Raw genomic sequence first — 15,342 nt, 5'->3', positions numbered from 1 at the left:
AGATGAGCAAACCCTACAAAAGGAAAAAGGAAACAGCAAAGCAATCTCCGCAGGAAGGGGGTAAGGTGCGCGCAAAAAAGCACCTTGGTCAGCACTTTCTTCGGGATGAACGCATAGCCGAACGAATCGGGAACACTCTCACATTGGCTGATTATAAACAGGTGATGGAAGTCGGGCCTGGAATGGGTGTGCTCACAAAATATCTTTTACAAAAACCTTTGTCGGTCTATGCCATCGATCTCGATACCGAATCTGTCGCTTATCTCCAGCAAACCTTTCCTTCTGAACAGGGGTTGAGCGAAGAGCAAAAACAACGCTTTCATATCATTGAGGCTGATTTTTTAAAGCTGGATCCTGCTGCGATTGTGGCACCGGGAAATTTTGCCATCACGGGAAACTTTCCTTATAATATTTCATCTCAGATCGTTTTCAAGGCACTTGAATGGAGGGAAAGAGTGCCCGAATTTACAGGGATGTTCCAGAAGGAAGTCGCTCAGCGCATCTGTGAGAAGCCCGGTTCAAAGACCTACGGGATACTCTCAGTGCTGGTTCAGGCATTTTATGAGGCGGAGTATCTTTTTACGGTTCCCCCGGGTGTTTTTAATCCGCCTCCCAAGGTCGATTCGGGGGTGCTCAGGTTAATACGCAGAAAGGACCATCATCTTGATTGTGACGAAAAGCTTTTTTTCAGGGTGGTGAAAACAGCTTTTCAACAACGCAGAAAGACGCTGCGCAACAGTTTAAAAAGCTTCAACCTTTCTGATAATTTAAAAGAAGATACTATCTTTGATCGGCGTCCCGAGCAACTCAGCACTGAAGATTTTATCGCGCTTACGGGACGTATTTCAGATGACGCATTGAATCGCGCCAGGGATTGAGGCATTGTTGAAGCTCTTTGAGCCGTCAGGTTCAAAAGCGACTGCCGAAAGCCCGGGAGGCGCCTAAAAAAATCAAACACTGCTATGACTCCATTCAAGCTCAGTCCTGACCTTATAGAGCAGATCGAACAGCTTATCGACGATAAGTCGAACGATGCCCTGATGGATCTGATGGCAGATTATCACTATGCCGATGTTGCTGAGATCATCGATGAAATGGAGCTGGATCATGCGACCTACCTGATTAAGCTGCTCGATAGTGAGAAAACTTCAGACGTGCTTACCGAGCTCGATGACGATGTCAGGGAGCAAATCCTGCGAAACCTTTCCAGTAAGGAGATCGCTGAGGAAATAGGGGAGCTTGATACCGATGATGCAGCCGATATTATTGCTGAGCTGCCCGAAGAGCGGGTGCGGGAGATCATTTCGCATCTTGAAGACAAGCAGCATGCCGAAGATATCGTCGAATTGCTTCGCTATGACGAAAATTCGGCCGGGGGTCTCATGGCGAAGGAGCTGGTGAAGGTGAACGAGAACTGGAACGTGCTGACCTGTGTCAAAGAGATGCGGCGGCAGGCTGAAAATGTTACTCGCGTGCATTCGATCTATGTGGTCGATGACAACGACAAACTTAAAGGAAGGCTTTCGCTGAAAGACCTGCTGACCACTTCAACCAAAAGCCAGATCAATGAAGTGTATATTCCCAAGGTAGATTTCGTCACCGTTCACGATAAAGCAGAAGATGTGGCAAGACTGATGTCTAAATACGACCTGGAAGCCATACCTGTGATCGATGAGATGGGAAGGCTGGTTGGTCGTATCACCATTGATGATATCGTTGACGTGATCAAAGAGGAAGCAGAAAAGGATTATCAGCTTGCTGCGGGTATTACCCAGGAGGTGGAGGCCGACGACAGCATTTGGGAACTGACCAAGGCACGGTTGCCCTGGTTGGTGCTCGGACTTTTGGGCGGATTGGGAAGTGTTTTTATCCTGGAAGGCTTTGAAGACGTGATGGCCAGTCCTGAATACCGGAGTCTGTTTTTCTATACCCCGCTGATCGCCGCGATGGCAGGAAATGTGGGCGTACAGTCTTCAGCGATTATCGTGCAGGGTCTGGCCAACGATGTGGTGAAGGGGAGCCTGCTGAGCCGTTTGCTCAAGGAAGTGAGCCTGAGCCTGATTAACGGAGGGGCACTGGCTCTTTTAGTGATCTTTTTTGGCTACCTGATGAATCAGCCCATCGCTGTAAGTATGACCATCGCATTTTCCATGCTTACCGTTATTATCATGGCTGCACTGATCGGTACTTTTGTTCCTATCATTCTTGACAAGAAAGGTATCGATCCCGCTATTGCCACAGGGCCCTTTATTACCACCAGCAATGATATCTTTGGAATATTCCTTTTCTTCTATATTGCGAAGCTGATACTGGGCTTTTAACCAGATACCCGAACGATTCCTGCTTAAAAAATTCATACTATGAAGGTTTTACATCTTGATACCAATCATCCGTTACTGATAGAGTCCCTGGAAAAAATGGGATTTACCAACACAGAGGCATATACCCAGAGCAGGGAGGAAGTGCTTAAGATCCTGCATGAATATGACGGGTTGGTAATCAGGAGTCGGTTCCCGATCGATAAGACCTTTCTTGACGCTGCCACCCGGTTGAAATTCATCGGAAGGGTAGGCGCGGGTCTCGAGAATATAGATGTGGCATATGCCCGCAAGAAGGGGGTCGCGTTATACAATGCGCCTGAAGGAAACCGTAATGCGGTAGGGGAACATGCACTGGGGATGTTGCTTGCCCTGATGAACAAAATGGTGAAAGCAGACCGTGAGGTACGGGAAGGGATTTGGTTGAGAGAAGAAAACAGGGGTGAAGAACTGAAAGGAAAAACCGTAGGGATAGTCGGGTATGGAAATATGGGAAAAGCCTTTGCCAGGAAACTCAGCGGTTTTGATGTGGATGTGATCTGTTATGATATCGTAGGTGGGGTGGGAGATGATTACGCCCGGCAGGTAGGAATACTCGAGCTTCAGCGCAATGCCGATGTGGTGAGCTTGCATACTCCTCAGACCCCTGAGACGGTCGGGATGGTTAACCGGGAATATATCGAGGCGTTTCAAAAGCCTTTCTGGTTCATCAATACCGCCCGTGGTAAAAGCGTGGTCACTGAAGACCTGGTGGCTGCCATGAAAAGCGGGAAGGTTAAGGGGGCAGCGCTCGATGTGCTGGAATATGAGAAGTCATCTTTTGAAAATATGTTTGATGATCATGAACTGCCCGAAGCTTTTGACTGGTTGCTCAAGTCAGACAGGGTTATCCTTAGTCCGCACGTAGCCGGATGGACCGTCGAAAGCAAGGAAAAGCTGGCCCGTACCATCGTTGATAAGATTCAGGCTGATTTTGTGATGAAGGAAAGCAAACAATAATTCCATTTTACCCGGGAATTCGCTAAATTAATGGTGAAATAGAATTCCAGGGGGTATGAAAATAGAAGCATCCACGCCAGACGACTATGCCGCTTCTGTTCAGAGCGACAGGAGAGAAGCCTTTTCCAGACTTCGGAAAACCATACTTTCCAACCTGCCTGCCGGCTTCGAAGAAACCATGAGTTATGGTATGATAGGCTATGTTGTTCCCCACAGCCGTTACCCTGAAGGTTATCACTGTGATCCTGAAAAACCCCTTCCTTTTATAAATCTTGGCAGTCAGAAAAATTACCTGGCCCTTTATCATAACGGGTTATATGCCGATCAGACCTTATTGAAATGGTTTTCTGAGAGCTATAAGAATGAGACAGGTAAAAAGCCCGATATGGGTAAAAGCTGTGTTCGGTTTCGTAAAATGGACGCAATCCCCTTCGATTTGATCGCTGAACTGAGCGCGAAATTCACACCGGAGGCCTGGATCAGCCTGTATGAAGAAAAAATAAAAAGATAGGAGATGGAAAAAAGAGTAACCGGGATCGGTGGAATATTTATTAAATCTTCAGATCCCGAAGGTCTGAAGAACTGGTATCGCCGGCATTTGGGAATACCCACTGACCAATACGGATGGAACTTTGTCTGGAAAGACGATCGCTCAGGCGGTGGGAGTACCCAATGGGGTGTTTTCGATGCCTCATCAACTTATTTCGCCCCTTCTCAGCAATATTTTATGATGAATTTCAGGGTAGAAGATCTTGAAAAACTCCTGAGTGTTCTTAAGGAAGAGGGTGTAGAGGTTGTCGGTGAGATGGAGACCTTCAGTTACGGTAAATTCGGATGGGTCATGGATCCTGATGGGAATAAGATCGAACTCTGGGAACCGATCGATGAGGCTTTGCAATAAGTCCCGCGATAAGGAAAGTAAAAGGTTGAACTATCAATATTAATAAACTATGGACGAAAAAAAGAAGCCCTTTGGAGACAAGGCTAAAGATTTCGCAAACGAAGCCGAAGAAGAATTCAAGAGAACAGCCAAAGAATTCTCAGATGGTGCTAAAGAAGCTCTGGGCAGGGAAGACAATAAAAAGTTGCTGGCCGGAATTCTGGCTATTCTTCTGGGAGGCTTTGGGGTGCATAAATTCATACTGGGTTACAATAAGGAGGGGTTCATCATGTTAGGGGTCACTCTCATACTCGGCGCCATTACCTGTGGTGCTGCCGGGTGGCTGGTATGGGTGGTAGGGCTTATAGAAGGGGTGATATACCTGACCAAATCTGATCTGGAATTCTACCAGACCTACCAGGCCGGAAATAAACCCTGGTTCTGAGGGTATAATAGCATGCCTTAATGGTTGTCATATATAGATTTCATCTATTGATTCTGACTTTGCGTTTAAATTTTTCTTAACTTTTGTAAGTGTTTTAGGGCTAAAGCTCTTTTTCACAAGCGCAACCTAAACTGATAATAATTTTAAATTTTCAATCTGCTGATGCAAGGTGACTTTCATCATGCAGGATCATTTTATGATTATTGGTTATGAGGGAAAAAACAGATGATAAGTTAACCCAGGTCCGGGAAGACGGGAAGACTAAGATTATGATATTGTGCGGCGGTAAAGTGTGCCGTACGCAGATGGCGCATGGCTACCTGGAGTTTTACCTGAGAGATAAAGCTGATGTTTACAGTGCTTATGTGCAACCCGGGGAAGCTGATCCGAGGGCGGCCGATATGATGGCTGAAGAGGGTATTGACATTACTCATATCAAAGTACATCCCATAGATGACCTGGAACATATGACCTTTGATTACATCATTTCCTTCAGCGATGAATTTAGAATGAATTGTCCGTTCGTACCTTCAGAGAGAGCGGTCTATGTTCATGAAAGCCTGCCTAACCCAAGCGGTTTTGAAGGCGGGGAAGAGCAGCTTTATGAGCTGTATCATCATGTTCAGATAGCTATTCGTAATTTTTGCCTTGACTTCAAGAAAAAATATTTTGCCTGATCAGACTACTCTGCCGATGTCTGGTTATTTCCATTGGCGAACTTTCGTTCCAATTCGGCCTGAAATTCTTCCATAACAGGTTTTACCGTACTCTCAGGGAGGTCTGCTATTTTGATATACATCAATCCGTCAACAGAATTGTTGAACAACGGATCTACGTTGAAAGCCACCACCCGGGCATTTTGCTTGATATATTTTTTTATAAGCACCGGCAAACGAAGGTTGCCGGGTTCCACTTCGTCGATCATGCGGTCAAACTTGTTCAGATCTGCCTGCGTCTCATCAAAAACAAACTCTTTGTCGGCATCTTTCAGCTTCACCTTGAACTCCTTTTTAGGTCTTACATACTGAGCCACGTAGGGATCCCAATAGTGTGATTTCATAAATTCGATCATGAGGCTCTTTGAGAAATTCGAAAACTGGTTGCTTATGCTCACGCCACCAATGAGGTATTTGTGTTCGGGAAATCTCAGGGTAGTGTGAACGATTCCCTTCCAAAGAAGAAACAGCGGCATCGGTTTTTGCTGATATTCCTTAACGATGAAGGCGCGGCCCATTTCTATCGATTCGCTCATCATCTTGTAGAGTTCAGGTTCGAACCTGAAGAGTTCTTTGAGGTAAAATCCATCGATGCCATACTGATCATAGATTTTCTGACCCAATCCCATGCGATAGGCTCCCACGATGCATTTTTCTATGTTATCCCACAGGAACAGGTGGTGATAATACTCGTCATATTTGTCGAGATCGATAGAACGATTCGTTCCTTCACCGACTTCGCGGAAGGTGATCTCCCTGAGTCTTCCGATCTCCCTTAAGATATTGGGCATATGCTCGGCCTGGGTCAGGAAAACCTCAAAGTTCTTGCTTTCCAGGAGCCGTTTGTCCTGTTCCCTCAGCAAGGACACTTCCTGGTCCATAAGATCGCGGTCTACCGGTCTGATGATCTGCTGGGGTGAACGCGGAAGTTTGATCTGTGTGGGTACTTTCGGTATGAAACGGGTGTTCTCGAAAGCGTTGGCCAGCATATAGGTTTTTCGTCTCAGGAATTCGGTGAATTCTCCAAGATTTTCATATTCCTGTTGAGCACTCACTGAAATGGGGCGCCCGATACGCACTTTGATCACCCGGTGTCGCTGGGTGAGAAGTTCTGAAGGTAATTTTGCGGTTCTGAGGGTATCGTCGAGTTTTGAGAGCCTGTAGAACAACTGACTGTTCTTGGCATGAAAGTAAATCGGGATCACGGGCACCTCGGCTCTCTTGACCAGTTTCATGGCTGCTTCTTCCCAGGGGCGGTCAACGATCAGTCTCCCGTCCCGGTAGGTCGATACCTCACCGGCAGGGAAAATTCCCAGGGGGTGTCCCTCCCTCAGGTGGGCCAGGGCCTGTTTGAAACCGGCAATACTGCTCTTGGCATCTTTATGGTTCTCAAACGGGTTGACCGGCATTATATAAGGCTCCAGAGGTTTGATTCGGTGGAGCAGGAAATTTGCGATAATCTTGTAATCAGGGCGTTTTTCAAGCAGGAGCTTTAGCAGCAATATTCCGTCGATCCCGCCAAGCGGATGGTTGGAAATGGTGATATAAGCCCCGTCATCTGGAAGTCTTTTCAGATCCTCCTCCGGAATTTCAAAGTTGATCTCGAACTCCTCAAGTATGGCATTGAGAAATTCGAGATCTTTCTTCTCTTTATGATCGTTGTAAATTCGATTCAGGGTAGAAATCTTCAACGCTTTCATCAGCATCCAGCCCATGAAAGTGCCTAAAATGCCGTATTTATCAGCTTTGATAACCTGAGCCACTTCCTTAGCGGTAACTAATCCCATAGGTTTGGTTGTTGGTCGGTTACAAATATAGGAAAAGAAACTATCCTTTTGTTTCCCGGGTCACTAACTGTACGGTTTCCTGTGTGCGTTGTTCCAAAAGAACTTCTTTGCCATTCTGAAGCGAATCGATGGCTTCCTGGTTGAAATGCCTGATCGTGTAGAGCGAAACAGATTCGTAGCTGGTTACCTTGTATTTGGACTTGAGTTTCTCAAAGAGTTCAGGCAGCTGCTGGAACTTGTTATCTACACAAACCGAGAAGCTGATGGCTGAATTTTGAATCAGGTCAACCTTTAAACGGTGGTCGTGTAACATTCTGAATATCTCACTGATATTTTCCTCAACGATGAAATCGAAATTAAGAGAAGATAACTTCAGCAGAACCTGGTCTTTTTTGAGAATGAAGCATGGTATATTCGGACTGATACCCTTTGATTTTTTTACCACCGTGCCGGGTTGTTCGGGTTGCAGGAACGACCGTACATGCAGGGGTATCTCTTTGCGCTGTAGGGGTTGCAGGGTTTTCGGGTGAATAACCGAAGCTCCGTAGAAAGCCAGTTCGATAGCCTCCCGGTATGAGACCTCATGTAAGAGTTCGGGATTCTGGAAATATCTCGGGTCGGCATTCAGAACTCCCGGTACATCTTTCCAGATGGTTACCGATTCGGCGTTCAGGCAGTATCCCAGTATGGCTGCGGTATAATCTGAACCTTCCCGTCCCAGGGTAGTGGTGAAGTTGTTGTCGTCACTTCCGATAAATCCCTGAGTGATATTGAGAACCTTCCTGTTAATGCGGGAAGTTATATTTTGCTGGCTGCGATCCCAATTCACGGTTGCATCCCGGTAATCTGAACCTGTCTTAATAAGTTCCCTTACATCCAGCCAGGTATTTTTGATGCCTGTTTCTTCAAAATAGGCACTTACGATCGAGGTTGATATGAGCTCTCCGTAACCGACCACCTGGTCATAGACAAAGCTGTATTTTGGAGATTTGTTCCAGGCCAGAAAGCCTTTGACCTCATCGGTGAGCTCTTTAAATCGCGCATAAATCTGATGTTGCACTCCGGGAAAAAGCTCTTTTAATATGTCATGGTGATAGTCGATCACTTCCTGCAGGGCGGCCAGGTGATCGGCTTTTTCATCGAAATAATCTCTCACCACCTTTTCCATGGCATTGGTGGTTTTGCCCATGGCAGATACCACCAGTAAGGTCTCTTCATAGCCAACGGTTTCTAAAACCTTAACAATATTTCTCACTCCTGCCGCATCTTTTACAGATGCTCCTCCAAACTTAAATATTCTCATCAATTCGTTCTAAAAAACTATTTATTCCTTCTTCATCGAGTTGTACTGTGTCCCAATCGCGCAGAACTCTGGCCCCGTTTCTTTCATAGAAACGAATGGCTCCGTCGTTCCAGTCGAGTACATTCCATTCGATACGCCTGACCCCTTTCTCCCGGCCATAGCGAATCACTTCTTCGAAAAGAGCACTTCCCATTCCGGTGCCTCTCAGGTCTTCACTAACGATCAGATCTTCCAAATGTACCGTTTCGCCTTTCCAGGTAGAATACCTGGGGTAAACCAAAGCCATGCCTCCGATACGATGATTAACCTCGGCCACGAAGCAAACGAATTTGGGATGTTCTCCAAAACCGTCTTTTTCGAGGTCTGATACGGTGATCTCAACCGCGTCTGGCTCTTTTTCAAACTCTGCCAGCTCCTGGATAAGATCCAGTACCTGTTTCATGTCTTCTTTTACTGCGGGACGAATTACATACTCCATATTGTTACAAATATCACTATAAGTTATAAAACGAAAAAAATAGAATTTTACGAAAACGTTGTAGTTTCACAAAAATATCGATATTTGTTCACAGCTTCACATTAAAATGCAAACATGTCAGGAAAAAACAAGACCCTTGGTGAATTTATCATAGAGAACCAGGCGGCTTTTAAATATTCATCAGGAGAACTTTCGAAATTGATCAATGCCATCCGGCTGGCAGCCAAGGTGGTAAATCACGAGGTGAACAAGGCCGGTTTGGTCGATATACTCGGTACAAGCGGAGACACCAATGTACAGGGTGAAGATCAGCAGAAGCTGGATGTTCTGGCCAATGAGAAATTCATTCAAACCCTGACAAACCGTGAGATCGTTTGCGGCCTGGCCTCGGAAGAGGAAGACAGTTTTATCTCGGTAAACAGTCTTGATAAGAATCATCAGAACAAGTACGTGGTGCTTTTCGATCCGCTTGATGGCTCGAGTAATATCGATGTCAACGTCTCGGTGGGTACCATATTTTCTGTTTACCGACGTGTGACCCCCATAGGTTCTCCGGTTGAACTCAGGGATTTCCTGCAACCGGGAAGAAGACAGGTAGCGGCGGGTTATATCATCTACGGTACCTCGACTATGCTGGTATATACCACCGGTCACGGGGTAAATGGATTTACGCTGAATCCGGCTATAGGCACCTTTTACCTATCGCATCCAAATATGAAATACCCGGAAGACGGGAGGATCTATTCGATCAACGAAGGGAACTATACCCATTTTCCTGAAGGGGTTAAAAAATATATCAAGTATTGCCAGGAGGAAGAAGGGGATCGTCCGTACACCTCGCGTTATATCGGGTCTTTGGTGTCTGATTTTCACCGGAACATGATCAAGGGAGGAATATTTATCTATCCTAAGAGCAGTAAGGCAGCCAATGGAAAACTGAGGCTTCTTTACGAGTGTAATCCTATGGCGTTTTTGGCAGAACAGGCCGGAGGAAAGGCCAGTGACGGGTTTAATTCCATCATGGATATCGAGCCTGAAGCCCTGCATCAGAGAGTGCCCTTTTTCTGCGGCAGTAAGAACATGGTCAGCAAGGCTGAAGAGTTTATGCAAGCTTATTCAAAAAATTAATTAAAAAAGCCGCTCGTGAGAGCGGCTTTTTTTAATGCTTTATCTTCTTTCTGAAGTCTTCAACAAAGGTGTCCAGATCAGATTTTTCATGAATAAGCTGCATAGCGTGGTCTATAACCTTGTCAATGTCTTCATGGTTGAATCCAAGTCCGATGCACAGTCGTCGCATGATATTGAGCTCATGTTCGTCTTCGATCTCATCTACATAAACCATTCTGGCAATATCGTATAAACGTTCCAGTCTGCGCTCGTGATCGTAGGGAGGGTTTACAGGATAGGCAAAGGGATTTTCGAGAATCTCCTCATAATTGCCTTCAGGTATATCGAGATTATTGGCCAGTCGTTTTAAAAAGGCGTGCTCTTGTTCAGTCAGTTCGCCATCAGACAGGGCAACCCTGACAATTGAAGCAAAGTGGTCACGGTTTCTTTCACGAAAACCGCTTGAATACAGATCAGATATGGACATTGTATTGATTGTTTATTTTGTTTAACAAAGATATTAAACCTCCTTTTATTCAGGACTGATAAACTCTATTTTTTGCGATTTTATCTAAGGCCTTGAGGTATGAAATCTTTGAGTTTCCACTTTTGAGACGAAAGCTTGCCGTTAAAACCGAAAAGTCTCAGCGGAACTGTGTTTAAGCCTCTTCCGGTCGCTTGTTCCGGGTCTCAGGACTTTGGTGACGGAGGCTTGATTTTAACGTTGATAACTCTTGATAAATTGGTTTTATTAAGCTTTATTTTCTGCTTAATTTTAGCACCTCAGCCCAGCGGTTAATCATTGCTTTGAATCAGTCTGTTCCCGGGGGATCCCGGATAATGACTTTTGGTGCTTTGATTGCGATTGTGAGCAGTTGAACGAGAAAACTTCCAGTGCCCATGTACCTTATTTTTGATACTGAAACCACCGGTCTTCCCAAACGATGGGATGCTCCCGTATCTGATACCGATAACTGGCCAAGAGCGGTGCAGATCGCCTGGCAATTGCATGATGAGTACGGGAAGGTGATCGATCATCAGGATTACCTGATTAAACCGGAAGGGTTTAATATCCCTTTTGACTCTGAACAGGTTCACGGAATTTCAACAGAACTGGCGGCGGCAGAAGGTGAAGTGCTGGAGACTGTTCTGGAACGTTTTAAAGAGGCCCTGGAACGCACGCGGTTCGTGGTGGGTCAGAACGTAGGCTTCGATGTCAATATTATGGGGGCTGAATTCTTTCGGGAGGGTATGGACAATATGCTTGCCGAACTTCCGGTTCTGGACACCTGTACCGAAGAAACGGCCCTGTTATGTCAGATTCCCGGAGGTCGGGGTGGAAAGTTTAAACTTCCGACACTTACAGAACTTCATGAGCATCTCTTTGGAGAGCCTTTTGGTGAGGCTCACAATGCAACGGCCGACGTGGAAGCAACCACCCGCTGTTTCTTCGAGCTGATCAGGCGATGTGAAGGTTTTACCCTGGAAGAACTGCAGCAGGCTCCCGGCTACTTCAGTGACTTTGAGCAGGCCAATCCTGATACCATTCAGCTTATCGGGCTGAAGCATATCAACCTGAAGGCTGCCTCCGAGCGTATCAGACTGAGTCTGCAAAAGGCCGAAACCGAAGATGGCCCGTCAAAAGACGAGATCAGACAAAACCTGAGAGAACTGGCCGATGTTCCTTTTGCCCATCTCCACAATCATTCGCAATTTTCTATTTTACAGGCCACTTCCAGCGTACCGCAGCTGGTAGAGGCAGCTGCCGCCAATAAGATGTCTGGCGTTGCCCTGACCGATATCGGAAATATGATGGGGGCCTTTCACTTCGTGAAGGCGGTTAGCGACCATAACAAAAAAGCCAAATCGGCCATTGATGCAGCATTGGAAAACGGGACAGAACCCGAAGAGGTGATGCTGAAGCCCATCGTGGGGTGTACCTTTAATGTATGTGAAGATCATACTGATAAATCCCGCAAAGACAACGGTTACCAGATCGTAATGCTGGCGAAGAACAAGAATGGCTATCATAACCTGGCCAAGATGTCTTCCATAGCCTATACCGATGGGTTCTATTATGTGCCCCGTATCGACCGTGAGGTGGTGCGAAAGTACAAGGAAGACGTGATCGTGCTTACGGGGAATATGTACGGGGAAGTGCCTTCCAAATTGCTTAATGTGGGAGAGAACCAGGCTGAAGAGGCCCTGTTGTGGTGGAAAGAAGAGTTTAAAGATGATCTCTATGTCGAGATCATGCGACATAATCAGGAAGATGAAGACCGTGTCAACGTTTCATTGGTAGCCCTGGCAAGAAAGCATGATGTTAAACTGATCGCTACCAACAATACATTTTATATAAATAAGGAAGACGCCAACGCCCACGATATTCTGCTTTGTGTAAAAGACGGCGAGAAAAAAGATACGCCCATTGGTCGCGGCCGGGGGTATCGCTACGGCTTGCCGAACGACGAATATTACTTCAAGAGTTCTGAGCAGATGAAGGAGCTTTTCCGGGATCTTCCTGATGCCATCATCAACGTAAGCGAGATCGTTGAAAAGGTAGAGCCCTTCGAGCTTGCCCGCGATGTACTGCTTCCTAAATTTGACATTCCGCAGGAGTTTCAGGATGAAAAGGATGATGAAGACGGAGGTAAGCGGGGTGAGAATGCCTATCTCAGGCATCTTACTTACGAGGGAGCCAAAAAGAGATATGAAACCCTTACTGATGAGATAAGGGAACGACTCGATTTTGAATTATCGGTAATCGAAAATACCGGTTACCCGGGCTACTTTCTCATCGTTTGGGATTTTATCGATGCTGCGCGGAAAATGGGAGTTTCGGTCGGCCCCGGAAGGGGTTCTGCGGCAGGCTCTGCAGTTGCTTATTGTCTCGGGATCACCAATATGGACCCGATCGCCTATGACCTCCTTTTTGAGCGGTTTCTGAATCCTGACCGGGTCTCGCTGCCTGATATCGATATCGATTTTGATGATGAAGGCCGAAGCCGGGTGATGGATTATGTGATCGAAAAGTATGGTGCCAACCAGGTGGCACAGATCATTACCTATGGTACCATGGCGGCTAAATCATCCATACGTGATACAGCAAGGGTACTTGATCTTCCGCTGCACGATGCAGACCGCATCGCCAAGCTTATACCCAATATTAAACTGAATAAGATCTTTGGTCTTTCAGATGCAGATCTGAAAGCCAAATTAAGGGGAGACGAGCTCGAGAAGGTCAATGAATTAAAAAATATTTCAGAAGGAGAAGACCTTGAAGCCCTTACGGTCAACCAGGCAAGGGTACTTGAAGGCTCCCTTCGTAATACCGGGATCCATGCCTGTGGTGTGATCATTACCCCCGATGATATCACCAAGTTTGTGCCTGTTTCGGTTGCAAAAGATTCTGACCTGTATGTCACCCAGTTCGATAACTCGGTAGTTGAAAGCGCAGGACTGCTGAAAATGGATTTTCTTGGTCTGAAGACGCTTACTCTGATAAAGGATACTGTGAAGCTCATCAAGTATAAGCACGGAATTGAGCTCAATCCTGATGAGTTTCCGCTTGACGATGAGAAGACCTATGAATTGTTCCAGCGCGGTGAAACGGTAGGGATATTTCAGTACGAATCTGCAGGAATGCAGAAACATATGAAAGACCTGAAGCCGACGGTATTTGCCGACCTTATCGCCATGAACGCCCTTTATCGCCCGGGACCTCTTGAATACATCCCCAGCTTTATTCGTCGTAAGCATGGAGAGGAAGAGATCGTTTACGACCTCCCTGCCATGGAAGAATACCTGAAAGAAACCTATGGTATTACCGTCTATCAGGAGCAGGTGATGTTGCTTTCCCAAAAGCTGGCCGGCTTTACCAAGGGTGAGGCAGATATGCTGCGGAAGGCGATGGGTAAGAAGATATTTGCCCTGCTGGAACAGCTGAAACCCAAGTTTCTTGATGGTGGGGAAAAGAATGGTCATCCGCGGGAGAAGCTGGAGAAAATCTGGAAAGACTGGGAAGCTTTTGCCAGTTATGCCTTTAATAAATCTCACTCTACCTGTTATGCCTGGATTGGTTACCAGACGGCCTACCTGAAAGCAAACTACCCGGCAGAATACATGGCTGCCGTACTGTCGAACAACATGAACGACATCAAACAGGTGACCTTTTTCCTGGAGGAATGCAAGCGAATGGGGATCGAGGTGCTGGGGCCTGATGTGAATGAATCATACTACAAGTTTACGGTGAACCAGGATAATGCGATTCGCTTCGGAATGGGAGCCATCAAAGGGGTGGGACGTGGTGCTGTTGATACCATAGTCGAAATGCGCGAAGAAGGCAGATACAGGTCGGTTTTTGACCTGGCCAAGCGTATCGACCTCAGGGCGGCTAATAAGAAGGCCTTTGAAAACCTTGCCCTGGCCGGCGGTTTTGACTCTTTTGCCGAGACTCACCGGGCTCAGTATTTCCATGAAGATGGAGACGGCATAAGCTTTCTGGAAAAGGCGATCAAGTACGGAGCCAAATTCCAGGAGAATGCCAATTCTGCTCAGGTAAGCCTTTTCGGAGAGGCCAGTGAAGTTCAGATACCTGAACCGGTGGTTCCTCCTTGTGAAGAATGGGGTACCATGGAGAAGCTTCGAAAGGAAAAAGAAGTGGTGGGGATCTATATCTCGGGTCACCCCCTTGACGATTTCAGTACCGAGATCAAGAATTTCTGCAACGCTTCCCTTGCCACCCTCAGCGATCTGAATGCCATAGTGAACCGCGAGGTTTCACTGGCAGGAGTTGTGACCGATGTACAACACCGGGTATCGAAGAACGGAAAAGGATGGGCTGCTTTTACTCTTGAAGATTACAACGAATCATATGAGTTCAGGATCTTTGGAGAAGACTATCTCAAGTTTCGCCATTTTCTGGTAGTGAACTCTTTTGTCTATTGTAAGGTGTTTATACGTGAGGGTTGGGTGAACCGCGATACCGGGAAAAAGGGGGAGCCACGTATGCAGTTTAATTCCATTCAGCTGCTGCAGGACATCATGGAAACTTACGCTAAAAAACTCACCATCCACCTGAAACTGGACGAGGTAATGGAAGATCGTATCAACAGTCTGAAAGAAACTTTCACACTTCATAAAGGAGATCATATTTTGAACTTTGTGATCTATGAAATGGATAATGAGATCAAGCTCAATATGCCGAGCCGGAAGCATAAGGTTAATATCAGCAGTGAATTACTAACAGAGCTGAGCAGACAGGAAGTTCTTTATAAGCTTAACTAAACAGGGCCTATTACCTTAACAAA

Annotated in this window: 13 protein-coding genes; 9 read left to right on the top strand and 4 right to left on the bottom strand. The window is 46.2% G+C overall.

Features of this window, described 5'->3' with window-relative positions; all coding sequences use genetic code 11:
• The first annotated feature begins 2 nt into the window (after positions 1–2).
• From rsmA to K7R10_RS07195, 7 genes are all read left to right on the top strand, one after another.
• On the top strand, positions 3–878 hold the full coding sequence (gene rsmA, locus K7R10_RS07225; protein ID WP_224484010.1) for a 16S rRNA (adenine(1518)-N(6)/adenine(1519)-N(6))-dimethyltransferase RsmA: 876 nt from the start codon (positions 3–5) through the stop codon (positions 876–878).
• 84 nt (positions 879–962) lie between these two features.
• A complete protein-coding gene (gene mgtE, locus K7R10_RS07220) occupies positions 963–2,321 on the top strand; it encodes a magnesium transporter (RefSeq protein ID WP_224484009.1) in 1,359 nt (452 codons plus the stop codon).
• A 39-nt stretch (positions 2,322–2,360) separates the two neighbouring features.
• The gene (locus tag K7R10_RS07215) at positions 2,361–3,317 is read left to right on the top strand and encodes a 2-hydroxyacid dehydrogenase (protein ID WP_224484008.1); all 957 of its coding nucleotides are present in this window, start codon (positions 2,361–2,363) and stop codon (positions 3,315–3,317) included.
• A 55-nt stretch (positions 3,318–3,372) separates the two neighbouring features.
• A complete protein-coding gene (locus tag K7R10_RS07210; protein ID WP_224484007.1) occupies positions 3,373–3,828 on the top strand; it encodes a DUF1801 domain-containing protein in 456 nt (151 codons plus the stop codon).
• A gap of 3 nt (positions 3,829–3,831) precedes the next feature.
• Positions 3,832–4,218: a VOC family protein gene (locus K7R10_RS07205; RefSeq protein ID WP_224484006.1), complete on the top strand. Its 387-nt coding sequence runs from the start codon at positions 3,832–3,834 to the stop codon at positions 4,216–4,218.
• 49 nt (positions 4,219–4,267) lie between these two features.
• Positions 4,268–4,642: a TM2 domain-containing protein gene (locus K7R10_RS07200; protein ID WP_224484005.1), complete on the top strand. Its 375-nt coding sequence runs from the start codon at positions 4,268–4,270 to the stop codon at positions 4,640–4,642.
• Positions 4,643–4,851: 209 nt separating this feature from the next.
• Positions 4,852–5,319, top strand: a complete 468-nt coding sequence (locus K7R10_RS07195) for an arsenate reductase/protein-tyrosine-phosphatase family protein (protein WP_224484004.1) — start codon at positions 4,852–4,854, stop codon at positions 5,317–5,319.
• 5 nt (positions 5,320–5,324) lie between these two features.
• On the opposite strand, the gene K7R10_RS07190 is transcribed toward K7R10_RS07195, so the two are convergent.
• From K7R10_RS07190 to K7R10_RS07180, 3 genes are read right to left on the bottom strand one after another with little or no spacing between them, the layout of a single operon-like run.
• Complete coding sequence (locus K7R10_RS07190; protein ID WP_224484003.1) at positions 5,325–7,145, bottom strand: GNAT family N-acyltransferase; 1,821 nt, start codon at positions 7,143–7,145, stop codon at positions 5,325–5,327.
• A 40-nt stretch (positions 7,146–7,185) separates the two neighbouring features.
• Positions 7,186–8,448 (bottom strand): aspartate kinase, encoded by a 1,263-nt coding sequence (locus tag K7R10_RS07185; protein WP_224484002.1) that lies wholly within the window; start codon positions 8,446–8,448, stop codon positions 7,186–7,188.
• Positions 8,435–8,926, bottom strand: coding sequence for a GNAT family N-acetyltransferase (locus K7R10_RS07180; RefSeq protein WP_224484001.1), 492 nt, complete (start codon positions 8,924–8,926; stop codon positions 8,435–8,437). The genes K7R10_RS07185 and K7R10_RS07180 overlap by 14 nt, the downstream gene beginning before the upstream one ends.
• A gap of 114 nt (positions 8,927–9,040) precedes the next feature.
• Here K7R10_RS07180 and fbp point away from each other — a divergent pair, with 114 nt between their 5' ends.
• Entirely contained in the window at positions 9,041–10,054 is a 1,014-nt protein-coding gene (gene fbp / locus K7R10_RS07175) for a class 1 fructose-bisphosphatase (protein ID WP_224484000.1), read from the top strand.
• 31 nt (positions 10,055–10,085) lie between these two features.
• On the opposite strand, the gene K7R10_RS07170 is transcribed toward fbp, so the two are convergent.
• On the bottom strand, positions 10,086–10,520 hold the full coding sequence (locus tag K7R10_RS07170; RefSeq protein ID WP_224483999.1) for a tellurite resistance TerB family protein: 435 nt from the start codon (positions 10,518–10,520) through the stop codon (positions 10,086–10,088).
• A 413-nt stretch (positions 10,521–10,933) separates the two neighbouring features.
• Between K7R10_RS07170 and dnaE the strand changes: the two genes are divergently transcribed.
• Complete coding sequence (dnaE, locus tag K7R10_RS07165) at positions 10,934–15,319, top strand: DNA polymerase III subunit alpha (protein WP_224483998.1); 4,386 nt, start codon at positions 10,934–10,936, stop codon at positions 15,317–15,319.
• Positions 15,320–15,342 lie beyond the last annotated feature (23 nt).

The sequence above is a fragment of the Robertkochia aurantiaca genome, from assembly GCF_020166495.1.
Classification (GTDB): domain Bacteria; phylum Bacteroidota; class Bacteroidia; order Flavobacteriales; family Flavobacteriaceae; genus Robertkochia; species Robertkochia aurantiaca.
The sequence above is the reverse complement of the archived record's forward strand: the minus strand, read 5'-3'. Positions and strand labels throughout refer to the sequence as shown.

Bases quoted from the DNA above. Each gene is read 5' to 3' on its own strand.
- rsmA (WP_224484010.1), top strand. From the start codon at position 3: ATGAGCAAACCCTACAAAAGGAAAAAGGAAACAGCAAAGCAATCTCCG.
- mgtE (WP_224484009.1), top strand. From the start codon at position 963: ATGACTCCATTCAAGCTCAGTCCTGACCTTATAGAGCAGATCGAACAG.
- K7R10_RS07215 (WP_224484008.1), top strand. From the start codon at position 2,361: ATGAAGGTTTTACATCTTGATACCAATCATCCGTTACTGATAGAGTCC.
- K7R10_RS07210 (WP_224484007.1), top strand. From the start codon at position 3,373: ATGAAAATAGAAGCATCCACGCCAGACGACTATGCCGCTTCTGTTCAG.
- K7R10_RS07205 (WP_224484006.1), top strand. From the start codon at position 3,832: ATGGAAAAAAGAGTAACCGGGATCGGTGGAATATTTATTAAATCTTCA.
- K7R10_RS07200 (WP_224484005.1), top strand. From the start codon at position 4,268: ATGGACGAAAAAAAGAAGCCCTTTGGAGACAAGGCTAAAGATTTCGCA.
- K7R10_RS07195 (WP_224484004.1), top strand. From the start codon at position 4,852: ATGAGGGAAAAAACAGATGATAAGTTAACCCAGGTCCGGGAAGACGGG.
- K7R10_RS07190 (WP_224484003.1), bottom strand. From the start codon at position 7,145: ATGGGATTAGTTACCGCTAAGGAAGTGGCTCAGGTTATCAAAGCTGAT.
- K7R10_RS07185 (WP_224484002.1), bottom strand. From the start codon at position 8,448: ATGAGAATATTTAAGTTTGGAGGAGCATCTGTAAAAGATGCGGCAGGA.
- K7R10_RS07180 (WP_224484001.1), bottom strand. From the start codon at position 8,926: ATGGAGTATGTAATTCGTCCCGCAGTAAAAGAAGACATGAAACAGGTA.
- fbp (WP_224484000.1), top strand. From the start codon at position 9,041: ATGTCAGGAAAAAACAAGACCCTTGGTGAATTTATCATAGAGAACCAG.
- K7R10_RS07170 (WP_224483999.1), bottom strand. From the start codon at position 10,520: ATGTCCATATCTGATCTGTATTCAAGCGGTTTTCGTGAAAGAAACCGT.
- dnaE (WP_224483998.1), top strand. From the start codon at position 10,934: ATGTACCTTATTTTTGATACTGAAACCACCGGTCTTCCCAAACGATGG.